Here is a 17,423-nt window from a genome sequence, read left to right as displayed (position 1 = left end):
CCCCGCTCAGCAGACGGGATGCCCGTGACCACCACCACCCACACCGCGCCTCCCCAGTGCGGGGAACGCGGCCTCACCCCGCAACAGGCGTTCACGAGGGCCGCGTCCGCGATCGCCGCCCTGGGGCTGGAGGCCGATCTGGCGCCGGTCCTCGACGGCAGCCCCGGGACGTGGCGATGCGTCCTGCGGCGCGGCGGCGAACCGCTGCGCACCGGGCTCGGGCTGGGCAAGGGCAGCCGGGCCGAGGCCCGTGCCGGGGCGCTGTTCGAGGCTCTGGAACACCAGCTCAGCGGGGTGGACGGACTCGCCGCCTCCGAGATTCGGTTGGCCTCCGCCCACCGCGTCGCCGGCGGCCCGCTCGGGCGGGACGTCGCCGCCGCACTGCTCGCCCAGGGGCCGGACCGGCCGCTGGGGTGCCTGCCCTACCGCTCGGTCGACGGCGGCCCGGACATCGACGTCCCGCTCTTCCTCTCCATGCCCGAGTACCTGCGACCGGCGGGGGAGGACCTGCGCCGCCAGGCCGGCGACACCTACGACTACCGGTCGGTGGGCCGCTACTCGGTCAACAACGGCTGGGCCGCCGGCGCCGATCCGGTCGAGGCCGCGGTGCACGCGATCAACGAACTGATCGAGCGGGACGCGCTGTCCATGCTGCTGATCGGCAGCTTCCTGCGCCAGCCCGCGCGCCGGCTCGTCGTGGTCGAGCCGGAGACGCTGCCCCCGGGCCCGGCCGCGCTCCTCGGTTTCGCCACCGCCCGCACCGGCCGCCCGGTGCACCTGATCGACATGACCACCGACCTGGGGGTGCCCGCGTACACGGCCTACCAGAGCGCACCCCCGGGGCAGCCCGCGCGGATCTGCGGCTGGGGGGCGTCGCTGTCCCGCGAGTACGCGATCTCCCGCGCGGTGAGCGAACTCGTCCAGCTGCACAGCACCGTGGGTCTGCGCGAGCAGTACGCGCACTTCCTTCCCGAGCAGCGCGACGACACCGGACCCTATCCGGCGCTGCACGCCTGCTACCTGTCCGACTTCACCGCTGCCCTGGCCACCGCCGAGGTCCGGCCGTTCGAGCCAACGGCGGTGCCCGACACCCCGGCAGGACACCTCGACCAGCTTCTCGCGTTGCTGGCGGACCACGGCTTCTCCGTCTACCAGCGCAATCACCACGTCACACCGGACCTCGCCGTGGTCAACGTGCTGGTGCCCGGCCTGGAGCGGTTCATGCTGGTCACCGACGGGCAGGTCGTGGTGCCCGGCGAGCGCGGACTCGCGGCGGCCCGCGGTGAGTGAGCTGCTCTGGCGCCCGCTCGCCGAGGGTGACGCCGCGCGGGTGGCCGGGCTGCTGGCGGCCTGCGAGCAGGCCGACCGCACCGACGACCGGCGCGACGCGCGGGACCTGCTCGACGACTGGGCGGCTCCGGGCATCGACCTGGCCGCCGGCACCGCGTCGGCCTGGGCCGGACCGGAGCCGGTGGCGTACGCGGTCACCCGGACGCGTGAACACGCGGACCCCGTCCACGAGATGACCCTGGACCTCGCGGTGCACCCCGCCCACCGGATGGCCGCCACCATGACGGACCTGCTCTCCCGGTGCCACCGCGCCGCGGTTCGCCGACACCGGGAGAGCTTCGGAAGCACCCCGCTGGAACTCCACGTCCGGACGCACGGCCACCGGCGCTGGCTCGCCGAGGCGCTCGACACCGCGGGCTACCGGCGGGTGCGGACCTACCGGGGCATGCGGCTCGACCTGGCGGAGCACGGGCCGGCGGCCGGGCCGGTGCGGCCGCCGGGGACCGTGCTGGTGCCGTTCGAGGACCACTACGACGCGCTGCTGCTGGCGGCCCGCAACGAGATCTTCGCCCACAACCCGGGCAGCGTCCCGATGACGCCCGAGGCATGGCGCCATTCCGTGACCGGAAGCCCGTACTTCCGTCCCGAGTCCTCCTTCCTGCTGCTCTCCGCCGACGGCCGGGAACTCCTCTGCTACCTGCTGTCCACCGAACTTGCCGAAGCGGGGCGGGAACGCGAGCTGTACCTCGCCAACGCCGGGACCCGCCCCGACCTGCACGGGCGGGGCCTGTACCGGGCCGTGTTCACCCACACGCTCGCCCGGGCGAAGGAGCGCGGCTACCGGTGGGCCGTCATGGACGTCGACTCCACCAACGCCATGGCGACCGGCGGCTTCTACGAACGCCTCGGCGCCCGCACCTTCCGCACCTGGACCGGACACGCGCTGGACCTCACCGGCGGCACCGACCGCGGGGGTGCCGCCTTCCGGCCCGACACCGGTCCGCCGCCCTGACCGGGCCGCGGGCCGGGCCCGGTGCCGGAGGTGAAGGCCTCATCCGTCGCAGGAGTCCCACCGGCGTTGCGATCGCCACCGTGCACCGCCCCCGTCGGGTGGGCCTACTGCCGCCAGGCCGCGACGAGGTTCTGGACCGGGTCGCCGCCCTCGCGGGCGAGGTGGAGGGCGCGGGCGCCGACCCACAGGACGGTGGGGCCGAGGTGGTCGGGGTACTGGCGGAGCATCGCGTGGAAGTAGGCGGTCGGGGTGTCGTGGGCGGCGAGGGTGGCCTCGGCGGTGTCGAGGTAGCGGCGGGTCTCGGCGATGAGGCGCTGGGCGTCGTCGTCGAGGTGCTTGTTCTGGTGGCTCGCGACGATGTGGCGCGGTCGTAGTGCGGCGACGGTGTCGATGGCCTTGCGCCAGGGGGCGAGGTCGCCGTCGGGGGACTCGGCGAGGTACATGTGCACGCCGTTGTAGAGGACGTCGCCGGCCACCACCAGGTCGAGGTCCGGTACGTGCAGGACGGCGCTGTCGGCGCTGTCCGCGTGGCCCACCTCGATGAGGTGGAGGTCGTGTCCTTCGAGGGTGAGGCGGTTGCCGGGCGCGGTGACGGCGGTGACGGGGGCGGGCGGGATCCGGCCGGGCCAGATCGCGTCCCAGAGCACCTCGCGGGCGTGGACGTTGGTGTGCATCTGGGGGATGGCGCCGGTGGTGGTGACCACCTGGGCGCCGAAGCGTTCGGCGAGCAGGCCGGCGGTGAACCAGTGGTCGCCGTGTCCGTGGGTGGCGACGATGTGGGTGAGGTGCTTCCCGCTCGCCTCGACCCAGTCGCCGACGTCCTGGGCCTGCTCGCGGGTCAGCGGCGGGTCGACGAGCACGGCGTCGTGCCGGCCGTGGACGAGGGTGACCGCGAGGGGCTGGAAGGCACGGGGCCGTCCGTCGGGCAGCGGCCCGGGGCCGTGCATCGGCAGCGGGTCGGCGACGTACACGTCGTAGCCGAGGTCGGTGGCGGTGGTGGAGGACATGGCTTCTCCCGTCAACGAGGGCGATGGGGCGGGGTTCACGTGCGGTCGAGGAAGTGGGTGACGTCGGTGGCGAACTCCTCGTGGTGCTGGAAGAGGAAGCCGTGTGCCGCGTCCGGGTAGATCCTGATCCGGGCATCCGGGAAGAGTCCGGCCAGCAGGTGGGAGTAGCGCGGGAGGATCATCGGGTCGCTGTCGCCGTTGGCGACGAACACGGGCGCCTGGATGGCGGTGACCCGCTCCAGGAGCGCGAGGCCCGGGGTGCCCCACGCGGTGACGGCGTCGTACTGGGCCTGGCGGGTCTGCCAGGTGGTGGGCGTGTCCAGCTCGGCCCGGGAGAACATCCGCCCCAAGGCCTTCTCGCCGGCGGACCGGCTCTCGGGCGATCGGGTGTAGAAGACGTCGAGCACTTTCGCGGGATCGATCTCGGGGGTGCCGACGGCATCGATGACCCAGGGCGCCCAGCCGTGCATGCCGGGCGCGCCCTGGGGCGCGGCCGAGGCGAGCACGAGGCGCCGGACCGCTGAGGGTCGGATCAGCGCGATCTCCTGGGCCACGAAGGAGCCCAGGGAGAAGCCGAGGAGGTCGACCCGGGTCAGCTCCAGGGCGTCGAGGAAGGCGAGGGCGTCCACGGCCATCTGCGCGACGGTGCCCGGCGTGGTGCCGGTGCTGCCACCGACGCCGGCGTTGTCGAAGGCGATGACGCGCCGGCCCCGGGCCAGGGCGTCGACCAGCGCCGGGTCCCAGTTGTCGAGGTTGCCCCGGAAGCGCATGAGCAGGACCAACGGCACCCCGCCCTCGCTGACCTCGCGGTAGGCGTACCGGATGCCGTTGGCGGCGGACAGCGTCGTGACAGGGGCGTGTGCGTAGGACTGGGTCATAAGGGTGTCCGGCTGCGACAAATCCCCTACGAGCTACCTCGCGGGCCTCCACCCTCGCGGCGCGATGATCTGGATCAAGGACCTCACCAGCGCCATCCATTGATCACAACCAAATACGCGCCCTAGTCGGACAGGCGTCCGAGCAAGGCGCCGTGGCCGGATTGGAGGATGTGTGCGGCCTCCAGCGGGATCCAGAAGCACTCGAAGCGGGTGGGCTCCTGCTCGCCGTCGTGGTCCTCCCGGCTCGTCCACCGCTCCGGGGTGGGCTCGGTGAGCTCCAGGTGGAAGATGTGGCGGTGCTGGATCTCGAACCGGTACGGGCTGATGTCGTACTCGGTCTCGCCGAGCTTGCGCACGATCGTGAAGTCCGTGAGCCCGGTCTCCTCCCGGGCCTCCCGTAGGGCGGCGGCCTCCGGGGTCTCGCCCGGCCGGATGCTGCCGGCCGGGACCTGGATGCCGACCTCCTCGTAGGTGTAGTCGGTGTGCCGGAACACCAGCAGCCGCCCGTCGCGCACGATGTAGACGAGCACCTTCTCTTTGGTGACCTTCTCGGGCATCGGAAAACCTTAGGGAGTAGTGGGCGGTGACACGAGTACTACGTGCGGTGCCCGGCTGGTCAAGCGGGCTGATCAGCAGGTGAAGTCAGGGATGTGCCTCGGGTGCCGGGACCGGCCGGCTGTGGTGGCGATCAAGCGGATCACTGTCGGGCGACCTGGAGTCGAAGGGGGATCTTTCGATCGCTTCCCGGGCTAGATCCAGACCGGTCTCAAGCCGGTCCTTTATGGGCCTGGGGAGGATGGCGGAGCCCAGGCCGCAGGTGGCGAGGATTCGATTGAGTGTGGTGGCCCGGTCGGGGGCGAGACGGTTGACGAGGCCCTCGTGGGCGAGGAGGTCGCGCAGTGCGTAGCCGTCGCCGGATTCACTCGTTCGGCTGGTCAGCTGATTGAGTAGATGCTGGGCTGCCGGTGAGTCGGGGCCTGTGGCATCGAGTGCGGTCAGGGCGAGGCGGGTGGAGAACACGGCCAGGCCCTGGTCCGGTTCGTAGGTGAGGCATTGAGCTACGGCGACTTCGGCGGCTTCCTGGTTTCCGGGGCGGCACAGCGCGGTGAGTACCGAGGTGACGGCGTCTTCCCAGGGCGCGCCCGGTTCGGTGCCGTCCAGGAGCGCGAGGGCGCCGGGCAGGTTGCCGGTGGTAGCGGCGGCGAGGACGGCGGTCTGGCGGCCGTCAAGGATGCGCCGGCCGATGCCCTGGTGCTCTTCGATGTGGCGCAGGGCGTCTGTCCAGCGGCCGGCGGAGGTGAGGGCGCGGGTGCCGTCGGCGATGACGACGCGCCACAGCCACGTGCGGACCTCGCCGCGCTGCTGGTCGGTCTCGGTGAGGCGTGCGGGGACGGTGATGCCGTCGAGGACGGTGCCGGTGGCGGTGATGACGGCGCTGTAGAGGTCGAGGAGGAGCTGGTGGCCGCGCTGGTGGCGGCCGGCGCGGATGTGGAGGCGCGCGAGGTTGACGATCGGCTCCAGGCCGCGGATGGCGCTCATCGCGGGGAGCGGTCCACGGGCGAGGTAGAGGGCGGCGTGGCGGTGGCAGAGTTCGCGGGCGTAGTCGGGCAGGTCGAGGTCGGAGGCGAGGAGGGCGGCCTGGTTGAAGGCGGTGGATGCGAGGCCCGGGTCGGCCTGCCGGGAGGCCGTGTCGGCCAGCTCGCAGAGCCGGCCGACACGGGCGTTCAGGGGCAGGCACGCGGGCCGGTGGCGTGCGACCAGCGGGAAGCGCCGGGCGACGGGACCGGTCGGGTGCACGGGGGCTACTCCCAGGTGACGGTGATCGGGTGGTGCGGGCGGGCCAGGACGAAGCGGCCGGCGGTCGGGTCCGCGGGGGCGGGGGAGTCGGGGAGTTCGATACGCGGGGTGCGGTCGCGGAAGCCGGCGTTCCAGGTGCGGATCTGCCCGGTGACGAGGTCGGCCAGGGTGGCGCCCGCCGGGCCGTGCCCGATCACGCCGGTCTCGTAGGTCTTGCGGCCGTCGGCGGCGGGCGTGCCCGGGCGCAGGGTGAGGTAGGCGAGGGAGCCGGCGTCCACGGTGGCCATGGCGCCCCAGCCGAACATCGGGTTCACGCCGCGTTCGCGGGCGTTGCCGGTGACGCTCATCCGCATGATCGAGTTCGGGAGGGTGAGGGCCAGCCACAGGTCCTGGTACTCGTAGGTGGTGCCGGCCGGGATCGTCACGCCGGTCCACGTCTCGTGGCGCTCGCTGTCGAGGACGCCGGCCAGGAGTTCGGCGTCGACGGCGGCGTGCTGGTCCTTGTGGACCTGGAGGGTGACGTCGCCCTCGCGGGTGAGGGTGACGGTGCGGCGGGCGTCGTCCATGCTGCCGCGCAGCGGCATGAAGACGGCGAGCCGGTCGTCGACCGACACCCAGCCGCCCTCGCCGCGCTCGAAGGCGATGGTCCGGGAGGCGGTGCCACGCAGGCGCATCGGGAGGACGATCCGGCCGGTGGGTTTGACCTGCTGGAGCCAGGCCGTGGGCATCTCGCTGGTGCTCACCGTGGCGATCACGCGGTCGTACGGGCCGCCGTCCGGGTGCCCGAGCGCGCCGTCGCGGAGGACGACGTCGACGTTGGTGATGCCGGCCTCGGCCAGGTGCTTGCGGGCGCCGTCGACGAGGTCTTCGTCGACGTCCACGGTCACCACGTGCCCGCCGGGTCCGACGATGTGGCCCAGGTAGGCGGCGTTGACGCCGGTTCCGGCCCCGGCTTCGAAGACCTTCTCACCGGGCCGCGCGCCGAGCTGTTCGAGCATCAGGGCGACGATCGCGGGCTGGGACGCGGCGCTGATCCGGGTGCCGGAGCCGTCGGCCTTGGTACAGGTGGGGTTGTCCGCGTAGGCGGCGTCCAGCGGGAAGCCGGGCAGAAACGACTCGCGGGGCACCGCGCGGAAGGCGGCCTCGACCGCCCCGGTGCGGATGGCTCCTTGGTCGAGCAGACGGGTGGCGAGCCCGCTGCGGAGTTGTTCGGCCGATCCGGCTTCGTTGCTGAGAGTAGTCATGTCGGTGACCCTAGTGGTTGTGTGGATGGTGGATCCCGAGGGCTTGGAGCCCTCGGTGGAATGGAAGACGGCGTCCAACGCCCGGGCGGCCAAAGCGGATTGGTGTTCGACCGGCAGGCCGGCGCGGTTGGCGTGGAAGACGATGTGGTGGGCGAGGACAGCGCGCAGGCCGCGGGTGAGAACGCCGTCGCGGGCGAGGCGGGCGAGGTCCTGGCCGGCCTGCTGGAAGGCGTGGACCCAGGTGGCGTGGTGGGCGAGCGGGGCGGTCTCGCGGGTGAGTGCCCAGGTGTCGAGGCGCATCAGGTGCTGTACGGAGGCGGTCAGGGCGGTAGCCCGCTCGGAGGTCACGGGCGTGGGGGCATCGCGTAGCTGGGCGAACCGGGCCCAGACGTCGCCCTGCTCGTCGCGGCGCCGGCGATGCTGCGCGAGCAGGCCGCCGGCCTCAACCGGGCGGCACTGATACGCACGCTCGCCCGCCTGCGGCCCGGTGACGGCCTCTCGACGCCGCTGGCCGCGACCCGGGCGTCACTGCGACGCCTGGCCCGACGCCACCAGGCGATGGACGAGGAGATCACCGAACTCGACGCCGGGATCGGTCCACTGGTGAGGCGGGCCGCCCCGGCGCTGCTGGAACCGTCCGGCGCCGAATCCCGCGGCTCGCTCCGCGCGAACCGGTGAGAAGACCGCTCATGCGGGCTGGCCAGCCCGTCCGACCGACGACGAGCATCAACCTCGGATGTGTCCCCACCCGTGAGCAGTTCAACGAGAGAACCCGATAGCCGTCACGGTAAGCACCGTTGCGGTACTAGTGTCTCCGTACCTTGATTCTCGACTCTTCGAACGAATTCAAGAGCCCGGCCATTCACACGGAGGACACCTTGACGGCAAGCGCACCCACTTGGAGTTCGGACGCTGTGCTGCGGCGGCTGCGCGGCACGGGCGAGGGGCTGACCGGCTCGGCCGGTCCCGGCGCAGCCGCCGACCGCGCGATGGGGCGGGCCCTGACCGGCTTCCTGGACCGGATCGCCGGGCGTGGCTCGGGGCCGGCCGTGGACGGAATCGTCGCGCTGCCGTTCCTGGTGCACGGGACACACTCCGGAGACCCGGCGCCGGCCGAGCCCGCGGCGGTGGCGCACGTGCTGTGGTGGGTCACGGCACGCTACCTGGACGACCTGTCCGACGCCGGGCCCCGGCCGTCCGCCGCAGCCGACACGGACAGTACGGACCAGGATCTGCTCGCCGTGATCGGCATCGCCTGCCACCTGGCGACCGAGGCGCTCGACGAGGCGTGCCGCGACGACCCGGAGCGGGCGCTGCGGCTGCGCCAGGAGCTGTCGCGCACCTGGCACCGGGCGATAGCCGGGCAGCTCGCGGACCTCACGGCGACCGCGGCGGCGGCGACGGCCGAGGAGGTCATGGCCGGCTACCTGGGGAAGACCGGTGCCCCGTACGCCATGGCCGCAGCGATGGGCGCGGTGCTGGCCGGGTGCGATGAGGCGCGCGTGGACGCGTGGCGCGACCTCGGCGCGCGTTTCGGCGTGCTGCGGCAATTGGTCAACGACCAGCGGGACATCTCCTCGGGACGATACGAGGACCTTCGCAACGGGACGGCCACCTTCATGGTGGTGCAGTATCTGCAGTCGCTGTCCGAGCCGGAGCGCGCGGTGGCGGAGAAGCTGCTGGCCGGGTGCGCGGACTCCGCGGCGGCCCGGGAGGAGTTCGCGGCGCAGCTGACCGAGCCGAGCCGGCTGCGGGCGTTCGCAGCGGTTGCCAGGCCGCTGGTCGACGGGCTGCACGCGAGTATCGACGAGGCCGGCGGGGTGGGCGAGTACGTCGCGGGGCTGCACGGGCTGGTCGATCAGACCGTGAACCTGTACCCGGAGTTCCTGCTGGGCGTCCGGGACTGAGAGCCGGGACCGGGGGGTCCTCAAACTCGTTCCGGACGGTGGAGACGTTCACGGGTCTGCGGAGGCGGCAGTTCGAGGGCCTGGTGCGGGTGGTGCGGGAGCGGGGTCGCAACGGGCCGGGCGGCGGGGCCGTGGAAGACCATGCCGTCGGGGATGCCGACGAGCCTGCTTCACCGCGCCGTGGGTGGATCGCCGCGGGCCGGGAACGGAGTTCACTCCGCTCCCGCGCCGGTGATCGTGATCAGCCGTGGTGGTCCGCCCGCTCCTTCCGGTGGCGGGGGAGCCGGGTGGACTCCACCGGCCGTCCGCCGGCGAGGTGCTCGGTGACGATGCGGTGCGCGGCAGCCGGGTCGACCTTCCCGTACCAGACGTCGTCGGGCTGCACACTGACGACGGGGGCCTGGTTGCAGGGGAACTGGCACCCCGTCTGGGTCACGAGCACGTCGTCGTCGCCGAGGCCCTGCTCGGTCAGCCCCTGTACCAGGGCGCGCAGTCCCTCCTCCGCGCCCATGGCCGCGCAACGCGGGCCGCGGCACACCAGGACCTGGTGCCGGTGGCCGGGGACGTCCTCCCAGGCCGTGGACGTGAGGCCGGGTTCCCCGCCGGTGACGGCCTTCGTCACCCCGGCCACCGTGGCGACCGCGTCCGGCGAGTCGGCGAGGCGGGTCGCGACGAGGAGTTCGGGGCGGTGGCCCGCGCGCTCGCGCCACCAGTGCGCGGCGATCCGCCGCAGCCAGGAATGGGCCGGGCCGGAGGCCGCGAGTCGGACGCCGATCACGACCACGGTCCCGGTGCCCGCGTCGGCCAGCCTGGTCAGCTCGGCCGACAGCGAGGGGTCCGCCTGCTGCAGGAACGCGATCGAGGCCCGGTGCGAGGCCGCCGCCCGGAGGAGTTCGTCACGGCGGACGGCTTCCGCGACCGACATGCCGACCAGGAGCACGGCACTGCGGCGGGCGAGGGCTTCCGGGACCGGGGAGGTCATGGCGTTGTCCTTTCGTGGAGCAGTCCGTTCCACCGGATGTGCGGTCGGTCGTGCTGGGGGTGCCGTTCCACGGTGGCGTCGACGCCGTAGACGTGCGCGATCATGGGCGAGGTGAGCACGTCGGAGCCGGGCCCGTGGGCGACCAGTCGGCCGTCGAGCAGGACGGCGACCTCGTCGCAGTAGGCAGCGGCGAGTTCGAGGTCGTGCAGCGCCGCCACCGTGGTGATGCCCAGCCCGCGCACGGTGCCGAGGAAGCCGAGTTGGTGGCGCAGGTCGAGGTGGTTGGTGGGCTCGTCGAGCAGCAGCACTCCCGGCTCCTGCACCAGCGCCCGCGCGAGCTGGACCCGTTGGCGCTCGCCGCCCGACAGCGTCGGCCAGGACCGGTCGAGCAGGTGGCCGACATCGGCCGCCGCGACGGCACCGGCGAACACCGCCCGCTCGTGGGCGTCGTCGGCGGCGTCCGCCGGGACGGGCCAGCGGCCGCGGTGCGGGGTGCGTCCGAGGTCGATGACCTGACGGGCCGACAGCGACAGCCGGGTGTCCGCCTGCTGCTCCATGAAGGCCACCTGGCGTGCTCGTCGGCGGGCCGTGAGCGCGTGGAGATCCTCACCGTTCAGGAGTACCCGTCCCGCGCTCGGCCGGGTCAGCCCGGCGACCGCGCGCAGCAGGGTGGTCTTCCCGGCGCCGTTGGGTCCGAGCAGGCCGGTGACCCGGCCGGGGGCGAACGCGAGCGAGACTTCGTCCAGCAGCGTGGCTCTGCCGATGCGCACACGAAGGCCCTCCGCACGCAGCCCGGCGGGCGTCGCCGTCACTGCCCGCTCCCGTCGGCCCGCCCCTGGCGCCACAGCAGCCAGGCGAAGAAGGGCGCTCCGAGCCCGGCCGTGATGACGCCGACGGGGATCTCCCGGTCGGGGAGGAGCGAGCGCGCCACGATGTCGCCGCCCACCAGGAGGGACGCGCCCACCAGCGCCGACACGGGCAGCAGGAGGGCGTGGCGCGGGCCGCAGACGAGCCGGACCACGTGCGGTACGACCAGGCCGAGGAACCCGATGACGCCGGTGTTGGCGACCAGGCACGCGGTCACCAGCGCCGCGGTGGCGACGAGGACCCAGCGGGTGCGCTCGACGTGGACGCCGAGGGAGCGGGCGGCGGTCTCGCCGAAGGCGAAGGCGTCCAGGTCGCGGGCCGATGAGGCCAGGACCGTGACACCGGCCAGCGCGACCGCCGTCAGGAAGACGGCGGTGGGCCACCGCACGCCGGCGACCGAGCCCAGCGTCCACTCCATGACACCGCGCGCCGCGTCGCGGTCCCCGAGGACCAGCACGACGAACGAGGTGTAGGCCCCGCACATCTGTCCCACGGCGATGCCCGCGAGCACGGTCCGGGTGGTCGGCAGCGACCGGGTGCGCGCGCCGGCCAGGGCCAGGACGACGACGGCGGCGATCAGGGCACCGGCGAAGGCCGCCGTCGCCACCGCGCCGGTGCCCAGGGCGCCGGACACGCCGACGCCGAGCACGATCACGGTGACCGCGCCGGCCGCGGCTCCGTCCGAGATCCCGAGCAGGAAGGGATCGGCCAGGTCGTTCCCGGTCAGCGTCTGCAGCACCGCACCGCAGACCGCGAGGCCGGCGCCGGTGGCGGCCGCTCCCAGGACCCGCGGCAGCCGGAGCTGCCAGACGATCTGGTCGTCGAGCAGCGTCACGTGCGGGTCGCCCAGCCCGAGACGCCGCGCCACGACATCGATCACCGTCCGGACCGGCTCGTGGTGCGAGCCCACGGCCAGACCGAGGAGCACCGTGGTCAGCAGCAGGGCCGCACCGACGGCCAGGGCCGCCGCCGCGCGGCCCGGACCAGCGGGCCGCACGGCGGGGCGGGTTGCGGTGGTCATGAACCCGGGCGCAGCTTGCCCAGCCCCTCGGACACCCGGGCGGCGCCGTCGGCGAGCCGCACGCCGGGAGTCGACTCCGAGAACGGCACCACCACGAAAGCCTTGCGCTGCACGGCGGTGAGCCTGCTCAGCACCGGGTCGTTCTCCAGGTAGTCGATCTTGGACTGGGCCGTGTCCCAGTCGGCGTCCGCGAGCACGACGGCGTCCGGGTCCGCGGCGACGACCTTCTCCCAGCTCACGTTCTGCCAGGAACCGGGCAGGTCCGCGAAGACGTTGCGGGCGCCGACGGCGTCGAGCACCAGCTGGGGCCCGCCGTGGCCGGCGCCGATGTACGGCGCCTTGGTGTCCGAGTCGAACCACAGGACCTTCAGGCCTTTGCCGGCGGCTGTCGCCGTGAACCGGGCCAGCTGCTGCTCCTGCTGCCGCTGGATCGCGGTGGCCCGCTCCGTGACACCGAAGACCTCGGCGACGTCGTTCAGTTCGCCCCACATCGCCTGCCAGGTCGTCGGCGGCACCTGGCTCCTGTCCGAGCAGCCGAACGGGGACAGGTACGACGGGATCCCCTGGCCGCGCAGTTCCTCCCGGCTTCCCGCGACCTTGTCGGTGAACGCGCTGGAGTAGGAGGCGTACAGGAAGCCGGGACGGGCCGCGAGGAGCTTCTCCTTCGTCGGGTACTCCTTGGAGAGCACCGGAACGGAGTCGTAGGCTGCCTTCCACTTCTCCGGGACGGAATCGTCGAGATAGGCGGTACCGGCCATGCGGGACTGCAGGCCGAGGGCCAGGGCGACCTCGGTGGCACCCTGGTTGAGCGTCACCAGCCGGTCGGGCGGCGCGCCGACGGTCACGGTGGTCCCGCAGTTGTCCACACGGACGGGCTCGGCACTTCCGGTCGTCGCGCTGGACGCGACGGGCGCGGGGGCGCCCGCGCAGGCGCCGAGTACGCCGGCGAACAGGACGGCCGCGACCGCCCGGCCGGCACGGACCGGACCTGCGGGGCGTGCGGAACGCATGGATCGGAACGGACGCGGAAGACCGCTGGGCACGTGTTCTCCAAAACCCTCGTGGAACATGTCGCGCCGTGGCCGGTCTCCTGGCTTCCGCATCGACACACCGAGGCCGACCTTCCCGGGCGGCTCATCCAGCCCGCCCAGTGGCCCTGACCGCTGGGGAAGCCGGTCAGCGAGGGCCGCGGTACTCCGCGGCAACAGTGGCGAGGGCCGCACCGGACTCAGACCGGTTTCCCGAACACCACGGCGATTGCAAGGTATCAGGCACGGTCGGGTCGGTGCCGCCCGGCACCTGGGACGGCCGTTTGGACAGTTCGGGCTCGGATAGCCCGGGCACGCGACTGATGCGCGAACTCCCGGGGACGTACGCCGTGCCGAAGACTCACCTTTCGCCGTTCCACGACCGCCACAGATCCGAGTACGGTCCGCCCGCGCCGACCAGGTCGTCGTGGGTGCCCAGTTCGACGATGCGGCCGGACTCCATGACGGCGATGCGATCGGCGTCGTGTGCGGTCTGCAGCCGGTGGGCGATGGCGATGACGGTGCGGCCCGACCGGACGGCGGCCACTGCCCGCTCCGCCTGCCGGGCCGTCGTCGGGTCGAGCAGTGACGTGGCCTCGTCCAGGATCAGGGTGTGCGGGTCCGCCAGATGCACCCTGGCCAGGGTGAGCTGCTGCGCCTGGGCGGCCTCCAGTTCGACTCCGCCCGAGCCCAGCGGGGTGTCCAGGCCCTCCGGCAGTTCGGCCACCCAGTCCGCTTCCACGGACCGCAGGGCCGCGAGGACGGCCTCGTCGTCGGCTTCGGGGGCGGCCATGGTCATGTTGTCGCGGAGGGTGCCCATGAACACGTGGTGCTGTTGCGTGATGAGGACGATGCGGTTGCCCAGTTCGCCCGCCGCGGCCTGGTCGGCGACGGGCACGCCGCCGACCAGGACGTGGCCGGCGTCAGGGACGTCCGCACCGGACAGCAGCTTGCCGAGGGTGGACTTGCCGGCTCCCGACCGGCCGACCACCGCCAGCCGTTCACCGGGACGGACCAGCAGGTCCACGTCCTTGAGGATCTCGTGCCCGGGGACGTAGGAATACCCCACGCCCTTGAGCTCGATGAGGTCGTCCACAGGGGCCGACACGGGAGCGTCAGCTGTGTGCGACACCAGCCCGACACCCTTGATGCGGGCGAACGAGGCGCCGCTGCGCTGCAGTTGTTCGACCCAGACGAGCATCTGGTTGAGCGGGTCGACCAGCTGCCACATGTACAGGCTGCCCGCCACCACGACTCCCAGGGAGATCGTGCCGTTGAGGTAGCCGAACCCGCCCACGAGCAGGATGAGCGCCATGGGCAGCGTGTGCGCGAACTCGGTGACCGGGAACAGCACCGTCCGCAGGGAGAGGGTGCGCATGCCGGCGCGGTAGGTGGTGTCGATGGCCTCGTCGAGAGTGCTGTTCCGCAGTTCGCCCAGCCCGTAGGCCTCGACGGTACGGGCGCCGTGGGCGGTGGAGTTGAGGATCTCGGAGACATCGCCGGCGGCCGCTCCCTCGGCGAGGTAGGCGTCGCGGGAGCGCGCGAGGTACCAGCGGCTCACCCCCCACACGAGCGGCAGTCCCACGACCGAGCAGAGACCGAGCAGCGGGTCGAGGAGGAAGACCGCGGCGAAGATGAACACGACCTGGATGCCGGAGATGAACATGTCCGGAGCCGCATTGCGCAGCGTGGCCGCGACGGTCGAGACGTCCAGGGTGGTACGGGTGACCAGATCACCGGTGCTCACCTCGTCCGCGACACGCCCCGGCAGCGAGAGGGTGTGGTCGACGACCTCCTCGCGGAGCCTGGCGAGCGCGCGCTCGCCGAAGCGATGGGAGAGACCTCGCGCGTAGCGCGACAACACCAATCGGGCCGCCGAGAAGCCCAGAACCGCCGCGGCCAGTCCGTCGACCGCGGAGACGGACAGGTCACCGGACTCGGCCCTGGTCACGATGCGGCCGAGGAGCCAGGGACCGGCCGCGCCGGCGAGCGCGGCGAGGCACGTCAGCAGCAGCATCGCGCAGACGGCGCCCGCGTCGTCCCTCATCAGCTGCCAGCCGGCCCGGCGAACCGTCCTGGCATCGGCGATCGGCAGGCGGGGCGTCCTGTCGGACCTGCTCATCGGGACTGTCCTTCCAGGGGCTGTGCCACGGCGGCTTCGCCGGGGATCCCGGCGCTGCCGCGGAACACCAGTGCCGCGTATCCCGGCTGGTCGGCGAGGAGCTCTCCGTGCGTACCGGTCGCCTGCACCTTTCCGTTCACGAGGTAGGCGACTTCGTCGGCCTGGCCGAGCACGAGCGGCGAAGTGCTGACGACGAGGGTGGTCCGCCCGTGCCGGTGCGCTGCCACCCGGGCGGCGACGGTTGCCTCCGTGTGCGCGTCCAGGGCCGACGTCGGTTCCACGAGCAGGAGCACGGCCGGATCCGCGAGCAGGGCCCGCGTCAGCTGCAGCCGCTGGCGCTGTCCTCCCGAGACGTTGCGGGCCTGGTTCTCCAGGCGGGTGTCGAGCCCGTCGGGGAGCGCGTCGATGATGTCCTCCGCCGCGGCGGCGTGCAGCGCCCGCCGGATGTCCTCGTCACAGCGGCCGGTGCTGCCGGTGCTGCCGGAGACGACGGAACGCAGGGGGCCCGGGAACATGTAGGCCTCGTTGTCCGTGAGCAGGATGTGCCGCCTGAGCGCCGTGCGGTCCCAGTCGGACAGCTTGAGGTCCCCCCAGGAGGCCTCGGAGTCCGTGTAGCCGGCCAGCCGGTCCACCACGGCGCGCGGCTCGTCGGGACGGGCACCGACCAGAGCCGTCACCTTCCCCGGGGCCACCACCAGGCCCGATACGGGGTCGCGCAGCAGGCCGGGAGCGGCTGGGGGGTCGAGCCGGGTCCGGTGCTCCTCGGGGGCCGGCGCGAGCGCCAGGATGTCGACCACCCTCCGTGCGGAGACGAGCCCGCGCGGCAGGTCGTCCGCCCCTTCGATCAAGGACGAGACGGGTACCAGCAGCGCGGCAACATAGCCGTAGACCGCCACCAGCTCACCTACGGTGATGGCCCCGCTGGCCGCCATCCGCGCGCTGATCCACGTCACCACGGCGAGGAAGACCATGGGCAGGCACGCGGTGAGTGCCTGGACCCAGCTGGTGATGGCAGCGACGCGGTATCCGAGGGGGACCAGAGCCCGGGAGCGTTCCCGGTACCGCCCGGCGAACAGGGGCTTGCCGCCGATCCCGTTGAGGACGCTCAGGCCGGCCACCATGTCGCCGGCGAGAGAGGTCAGAGCACCCTGGTCCTCCCGGTAGCGGCTTTCGGCGCCGTGCAGCTTTCCCAGCAAGGGGCCGACGGTCAGGGCCAGGGCCGGGACGCCGAGAAGGACCACCACGGCGATGACGGCCGAGATCCGGACCAGCAGGACGGCGGTTGCGGCATACGCGATGACCGCGCCCACGCCGGGTCCGGTGATGGTCAGAGTCTGGGCGATCCTGCCGATGTCGCCGACCTGGAGGTGTGTGAGCTCACCCGCGGACACCTGGCGGGGCAGCGCCGACCCCAGCCGGGTGACGTGGCGCGTGACGACCTGGACCGTCCGGTAGGCCGCGTCCACACGGATGCGCGTCATGGTGCGGTGCCGCAGGATGCCGAGGACCGCCGTCCCGGCCCCGGTGACGACCACGGCGCCGATCCAGAGGAGCAGCATCCCGGTGTCCCGCGCCTTGAGCCCCTCGTCGATCGTCTTCGACAACAGGTACGGCGGAAGCATGAGCGCACACATCCACGTACTGCCCCAGAGGGCACCGAGCAGTACCCGCCTGTACTGACTCGTCGTCAGCCACCACAGGAACCGCAGCGGGCTCCGGTGATCCGGCAGGCCCGGGGACTCGTAAGGAACCCGGCGCGCGCCTTCGGGCAGGTCTGATCCAGGTATCAACTCGGCCGTCCTTGCGTGGGATCGAGGGTCGTCGGCGAATGATCCGGCTGTGGCACCGCATGCGCCGTACTCAAGAAAATGCCATACGGCCGAACGGCCGGACGGCGTGAGGTCGCCATGCGCCAACGAAGGTGACGGGCCTTTGCCCCGATAGACGGACATCCCGGACACCGGATCTCGTGGGTCCGGAGGAAGAGGTGGCACCCGTGGTGCACAGGCACTGCTCGGAGGATTTCCGGGCGGACGCGGTACGGCGGGCAACGCCGTCGTCCCAAAGCCCGACACCCAGGCCGCGCTCACCGCGCCCACCGGGCTCCGGTCGCTCGACCTGATGTACGAGGCGGGGCTGCCGGCCGATGTGTGGCGGATCGGGGTCGGCCGGGGCGGGTCGATCGGCGGCGCGCCGATGGACAGCGCCGACTGCATGAGCCGAACGGCAGGGGCTCGGCCGCCACGAGATCACCGACCGCTGGCGGGA

General features: G+C 72.7%; 15 protein-coding genes, 2 pseudogenes and 1 riboswitch. Of the genes and pseudogenes, 6 read left to right on the top strand and 11 right to left on the bottom strand.

Annotation, left to right across the window (positions count from 1 at the left end; all coding sequences use genetic code 11):
* Nucleotides 1-24: 24 nt before the first annotated feature.
* Both ABT093_RS25460 and ABT093_RS25455 read left to right on the top strand, forming a co-directional pair.
* Nucleotides 25-1,290, top strand: coding sequence for a YcaO-like family protein (locus ABT093_RS25460; RefSeq protein ID WP_350568439.1), 1,266 nt, complete (start codon nt 25-27; stop codon nt 1,288-1,290).
* Nucleotides 1,283-2,302: a GNAT family N-acetyltransferase gene (locus ABT093_RS25455; RefSeq protein ID WP_350568436.1), complete on the top strand. Its 1,020-nt coding sequence runs from the start codon at nt 1,283-1,285 to the stop codon at nt 2,300-2,302. Before ABT093_RS25460 ends, ABT093_RS25455 begins: the two co-directional genes overlap by 8 nt.
* A 104-nt stretch (nt 2,303-2,406) precedes the next feature.
* On the opposite strand, the gene ABT093_RS25450 is transcribed toward ABT093_RS25455, so the two are convergent.
* The 5 genes from ABT093_RS25450 to fxlM all read right to left on the bottom strand — a co-directional run bounded on the left by ABT093_RS25450 (nt 2,407) and on the right by fxlM (nt 7,660).
* Nucleotides 2,407-3,309 (bottom strand): MBL fold metallo-hydrolase, encoded by a 903-nt coding sequence (locus ABT093_RS25450; protein ID WP_350568434.1) that lies wholly within the window; start codon nt 3,307-3,309, stop codon nt 2,407-2,409.
* 35 nt (nt 3,310-3,344) lie between these two features.
* Nucleotides 3,345-4,187 (bottom strand): alpha/beta fold hydrolase, encoded by an 843-nt coding sequence (locus tag ABT093_RS25445; protein WP_350568432.1) that lies wholly within the window; start codon nt 4,185-4,187, stop codon nt 3,345-3,347.
* Nucleotides 4,188-4,309: 122 nt separating this feature from the next.
* Nucleotides 4,310-4,744, bottom strand: a complete 435-nt coding sequence (locus ABT093_RS25440) for an NUDIX hydrolase (protein WP_350568429.1) — start codon at nt 4,742-4,744, stop codon at nt 4,310-4,312.
* Nucleotides 4,745-4,829: 85 nt separating this feature from the next.
* Nucleotides 4,830-5,984, bottom strand: a complete 1,155-nt coding sequence (locus ABT093_RS25435) for a hypothetical protein (RefSeq protein WP_350568427.1) — start codon at nt 5,982-5,984, stop codon at nt 4,830-4,832.
* A 5-nt stretch (nt 5,985-5,989) separates the two neighbouring features.
* Complete coding sequence (fxlM, locus tag ABT093_RS25430) at nt 5,990-7,660, bottom strand: methyltransferase, FxLD system (RefSeq protein WP_350568529.1); 1,671 nt, start codon at nt 7,658-7,660, stop codon at nt 5,990-5,992.
* On the opposite strand from fxlM, the gene ABT093_RS25425 reads away from it, so the two are divergent.
* The 3 genes and pseudogenes from ABT093_RS25425 to ABT093_RS25415 all read left to right on the top strand — a co-directional run.
* On the top strand, nt 7,646-7,906 hold the full coding sequence (locus tag ABT093_RS25425) for a hypothetical protein (RefSeq protein WP_350568425.1): 261 nt from the start codon (nt 7,646-7,648) through the stop codon (nt 7,904-7,906). The two genes, fxlM and ABT093_RS25425, sit on opposite strands and share 15 nt — an antisense overlap.
* A 200-nt stretch (nt 7,907-8,106) precedes the next feature.
* A complete protein-coding gene (locus ABT093_RS25420) occupies nt 8,107-9,135 on the top strand; it encodes a polyprenyl synthetase family protein (protein WP_350568422.1) in 1,029 nt (342 codons plus the stop codon).
* A gap of 38 nt (nt 9,136-9,173) precedes the next feature.
* Nucleotides 9,174-9,263: pseudogene (locus ABT093_RS25415) on the top strand (IS5/IS1182 family transposase); the annotation flags it as partial.
* 113 nt (nt 9,264-9,376) lie between these two features.
* On the opposite strand, the gene ABT093_RS25410 reads toward ABT093_RS25415, so the two are convergent.
* From ABT093_RS25410 to ABT093_RS25385, 6 genes are all read right to left on the bottom strand, one after another.
* Nucleotides 9,377-10,117 (bottom strand): (2Fe-2S) ferredoxin domain-containing protein, encoded by a 741-nt coding sequence (locus ABT093_RS25410; RefSeq protein WP_350568419.1) that lies wholly within the window; start codon nt 10,115-10,117, stop codon nt 9,377-9,379.
* Nucleotides 10,114-10,887, bottom strand: coding sequence for an ABC transporter ATP-binding protein (locus ABT093_RS25405; RefSeq protein WP_350568417.1), 774 nt, complete (start codon nt 10,885-10,887; stop codon nt 10,114-10,116). Before ABT093_RS25405 ends, ABT093_RS25410 begins: the two co-directional genes overlap by 4 nt.
* 38 nt (nt 10,888-10,925) lie before the next feature.
* Nucleotides 10,926-12,005, bottom strand: coding sequence for a FecCD family ABC transporter permease (locus ABT093_RS25400; protein WP_350568415.1), 1,080 nt, complete (start codon nt 12,003-12,005; stop codon nt 10,926-10,928).
* Complete coding sequence (locus ABT093_RS25395) at nt 12,002-13,015, bottom strand: ABC transporter substrate-binding protein (RefSeq protein ID WP_350568414.1); 1,014 nt, start codon at nt 13,013-13,015, stop codon at nt 12,002-12,004. Before ABT093_RS25395 ends, ABT093_RS25400 begins: the two co-directional genes overlap by 4 nt.
* Before the next feature lie 53 nt (nt 13,016-13,068).
* Nucleotides 13,069-13,273: riboswitch (cobalamin riboswitch) on the bottom strand.
* 121 nt (nt 13,274-13,394) lie between these two features.
* Nucleotides 13,395-15,155 (bottom strand): ABC transporter ATP-binding protein, encoded by a 1,761-nt coding sequence (locus ABT093_RS25390; RefSeq protein WP_350568412.1) that lies wholly within the window; start codon nt 15,153-15,155, stop codon nt 13,395-13,397.
* Complete coding sequence (locus ABT093_RS25385; protein ID WP_350568528.1) at nt 15,152-16,777, bottom strand: ABC transporter transmembrane domain-containing protein; 1,626 nt, start codon at nt 16,775-16,777, stop codon at nt 15,152-15,154. Before ABT093_RS25385 ends, ABT093_RS25390 begins: the two co-directional genes overlap by 4 nt.
* A 421-nt stretch (nt 16,778-17,198) precedes the next feature.
* Between ABT093_RS25385 and ABT093_RS25380 the strand changes: the two are divergent.
* A pseudogene (locus tag ABT093_RS25380) lies at nt 17,199-17,376 on the top strand (aldehyde dehydrogenase family protein); the annotation flags it as partial.
* Between the last annotated feature and the right edge of the window lie 47 nt (nt 17,377-17,423).

Source organism: Kitasatospora sp. NPDC002551 (genome assembly GCF_040296005.1).
Lineage (GTDB): Bacteria > Actinomycetota > Actinomycetes > Streptomycetales > Streptomycetaceae > Kitasatospora.
Note: the sequence above shows the minus strand (reverse complement) of the source record. Positions and strands in the feature narration are given on the sequence as shown.

Excerpts from the sequence above, each read along its gene's own strand:
- ABT093_RS25450 (WP_350568434.1), bottom strand. The coding sequence starts at position 3,309 with ATGTCCTCCACCACCGCCACCGACCTCGGCTACGACGTGTACGTCGCC.
- ABT093_RS25445 (WP_350568432.1), bottom strand. The coding sequence starts at position 4,187 with ATGACCCAGTCCTACGCACACGCCCCTGTCACGACGCTGTCCGCCGCC.
- ABT093_RS25440 (WP_350568429.1), bottom strand. The coding sequence starts at position 4,744 with ATGCCCGAGAAGGTCACCAAAGAGAAGGTGCTCGTCTACATCGTGCGC.
- ABT093_RS25425 (WP_350568425.1), top strand. The coding sequence starts at position 7,646 with ATGCTGCGCGAGCAGGCCGCCGGCCTCAACCGGGCGGCACTGATACGC.
- ABT093_RS25410 (WP_350568419.1), bottom strand. The coding sequence starts at position 10,117 with ATGACCTCCCCGGTCCCGGAAGCCCTCGCCCGCCGCAGTGCCGTGCTC.
- ABT093_RS25400 (WP_350568415.1), bottom strand. The coding sequence starts at position 12,005 with ATGACCACCGCAACCCGCCCCGCCGTGCGGCCCGCTGGTCCGGGCCGC.
- ABT093_RS25395 (WP_350568414.1), bottom strand. The coding sequence starts at position 13,015 with ATGCGTTCCGCACGCCCCGCAGGTCCGGTCCGTGCCGGCCGGGCGGTC.
- ABT093_RS25390 (WP_350568412.1), bottom strand. The coding sequence starts at position 15,155 with ATGAGCAGGTCCGACAGGACGCCCCGCCTGCCGATCGCCGATGCCAGG.
- ABT093_RS25385 (WP_350568528.1), bottom strand. The coding sequence starts at position 16,777 with ATGCTTCCGCCGTACCTGTTGTCGAAGACGATCGACGAGGGGCTCAAG.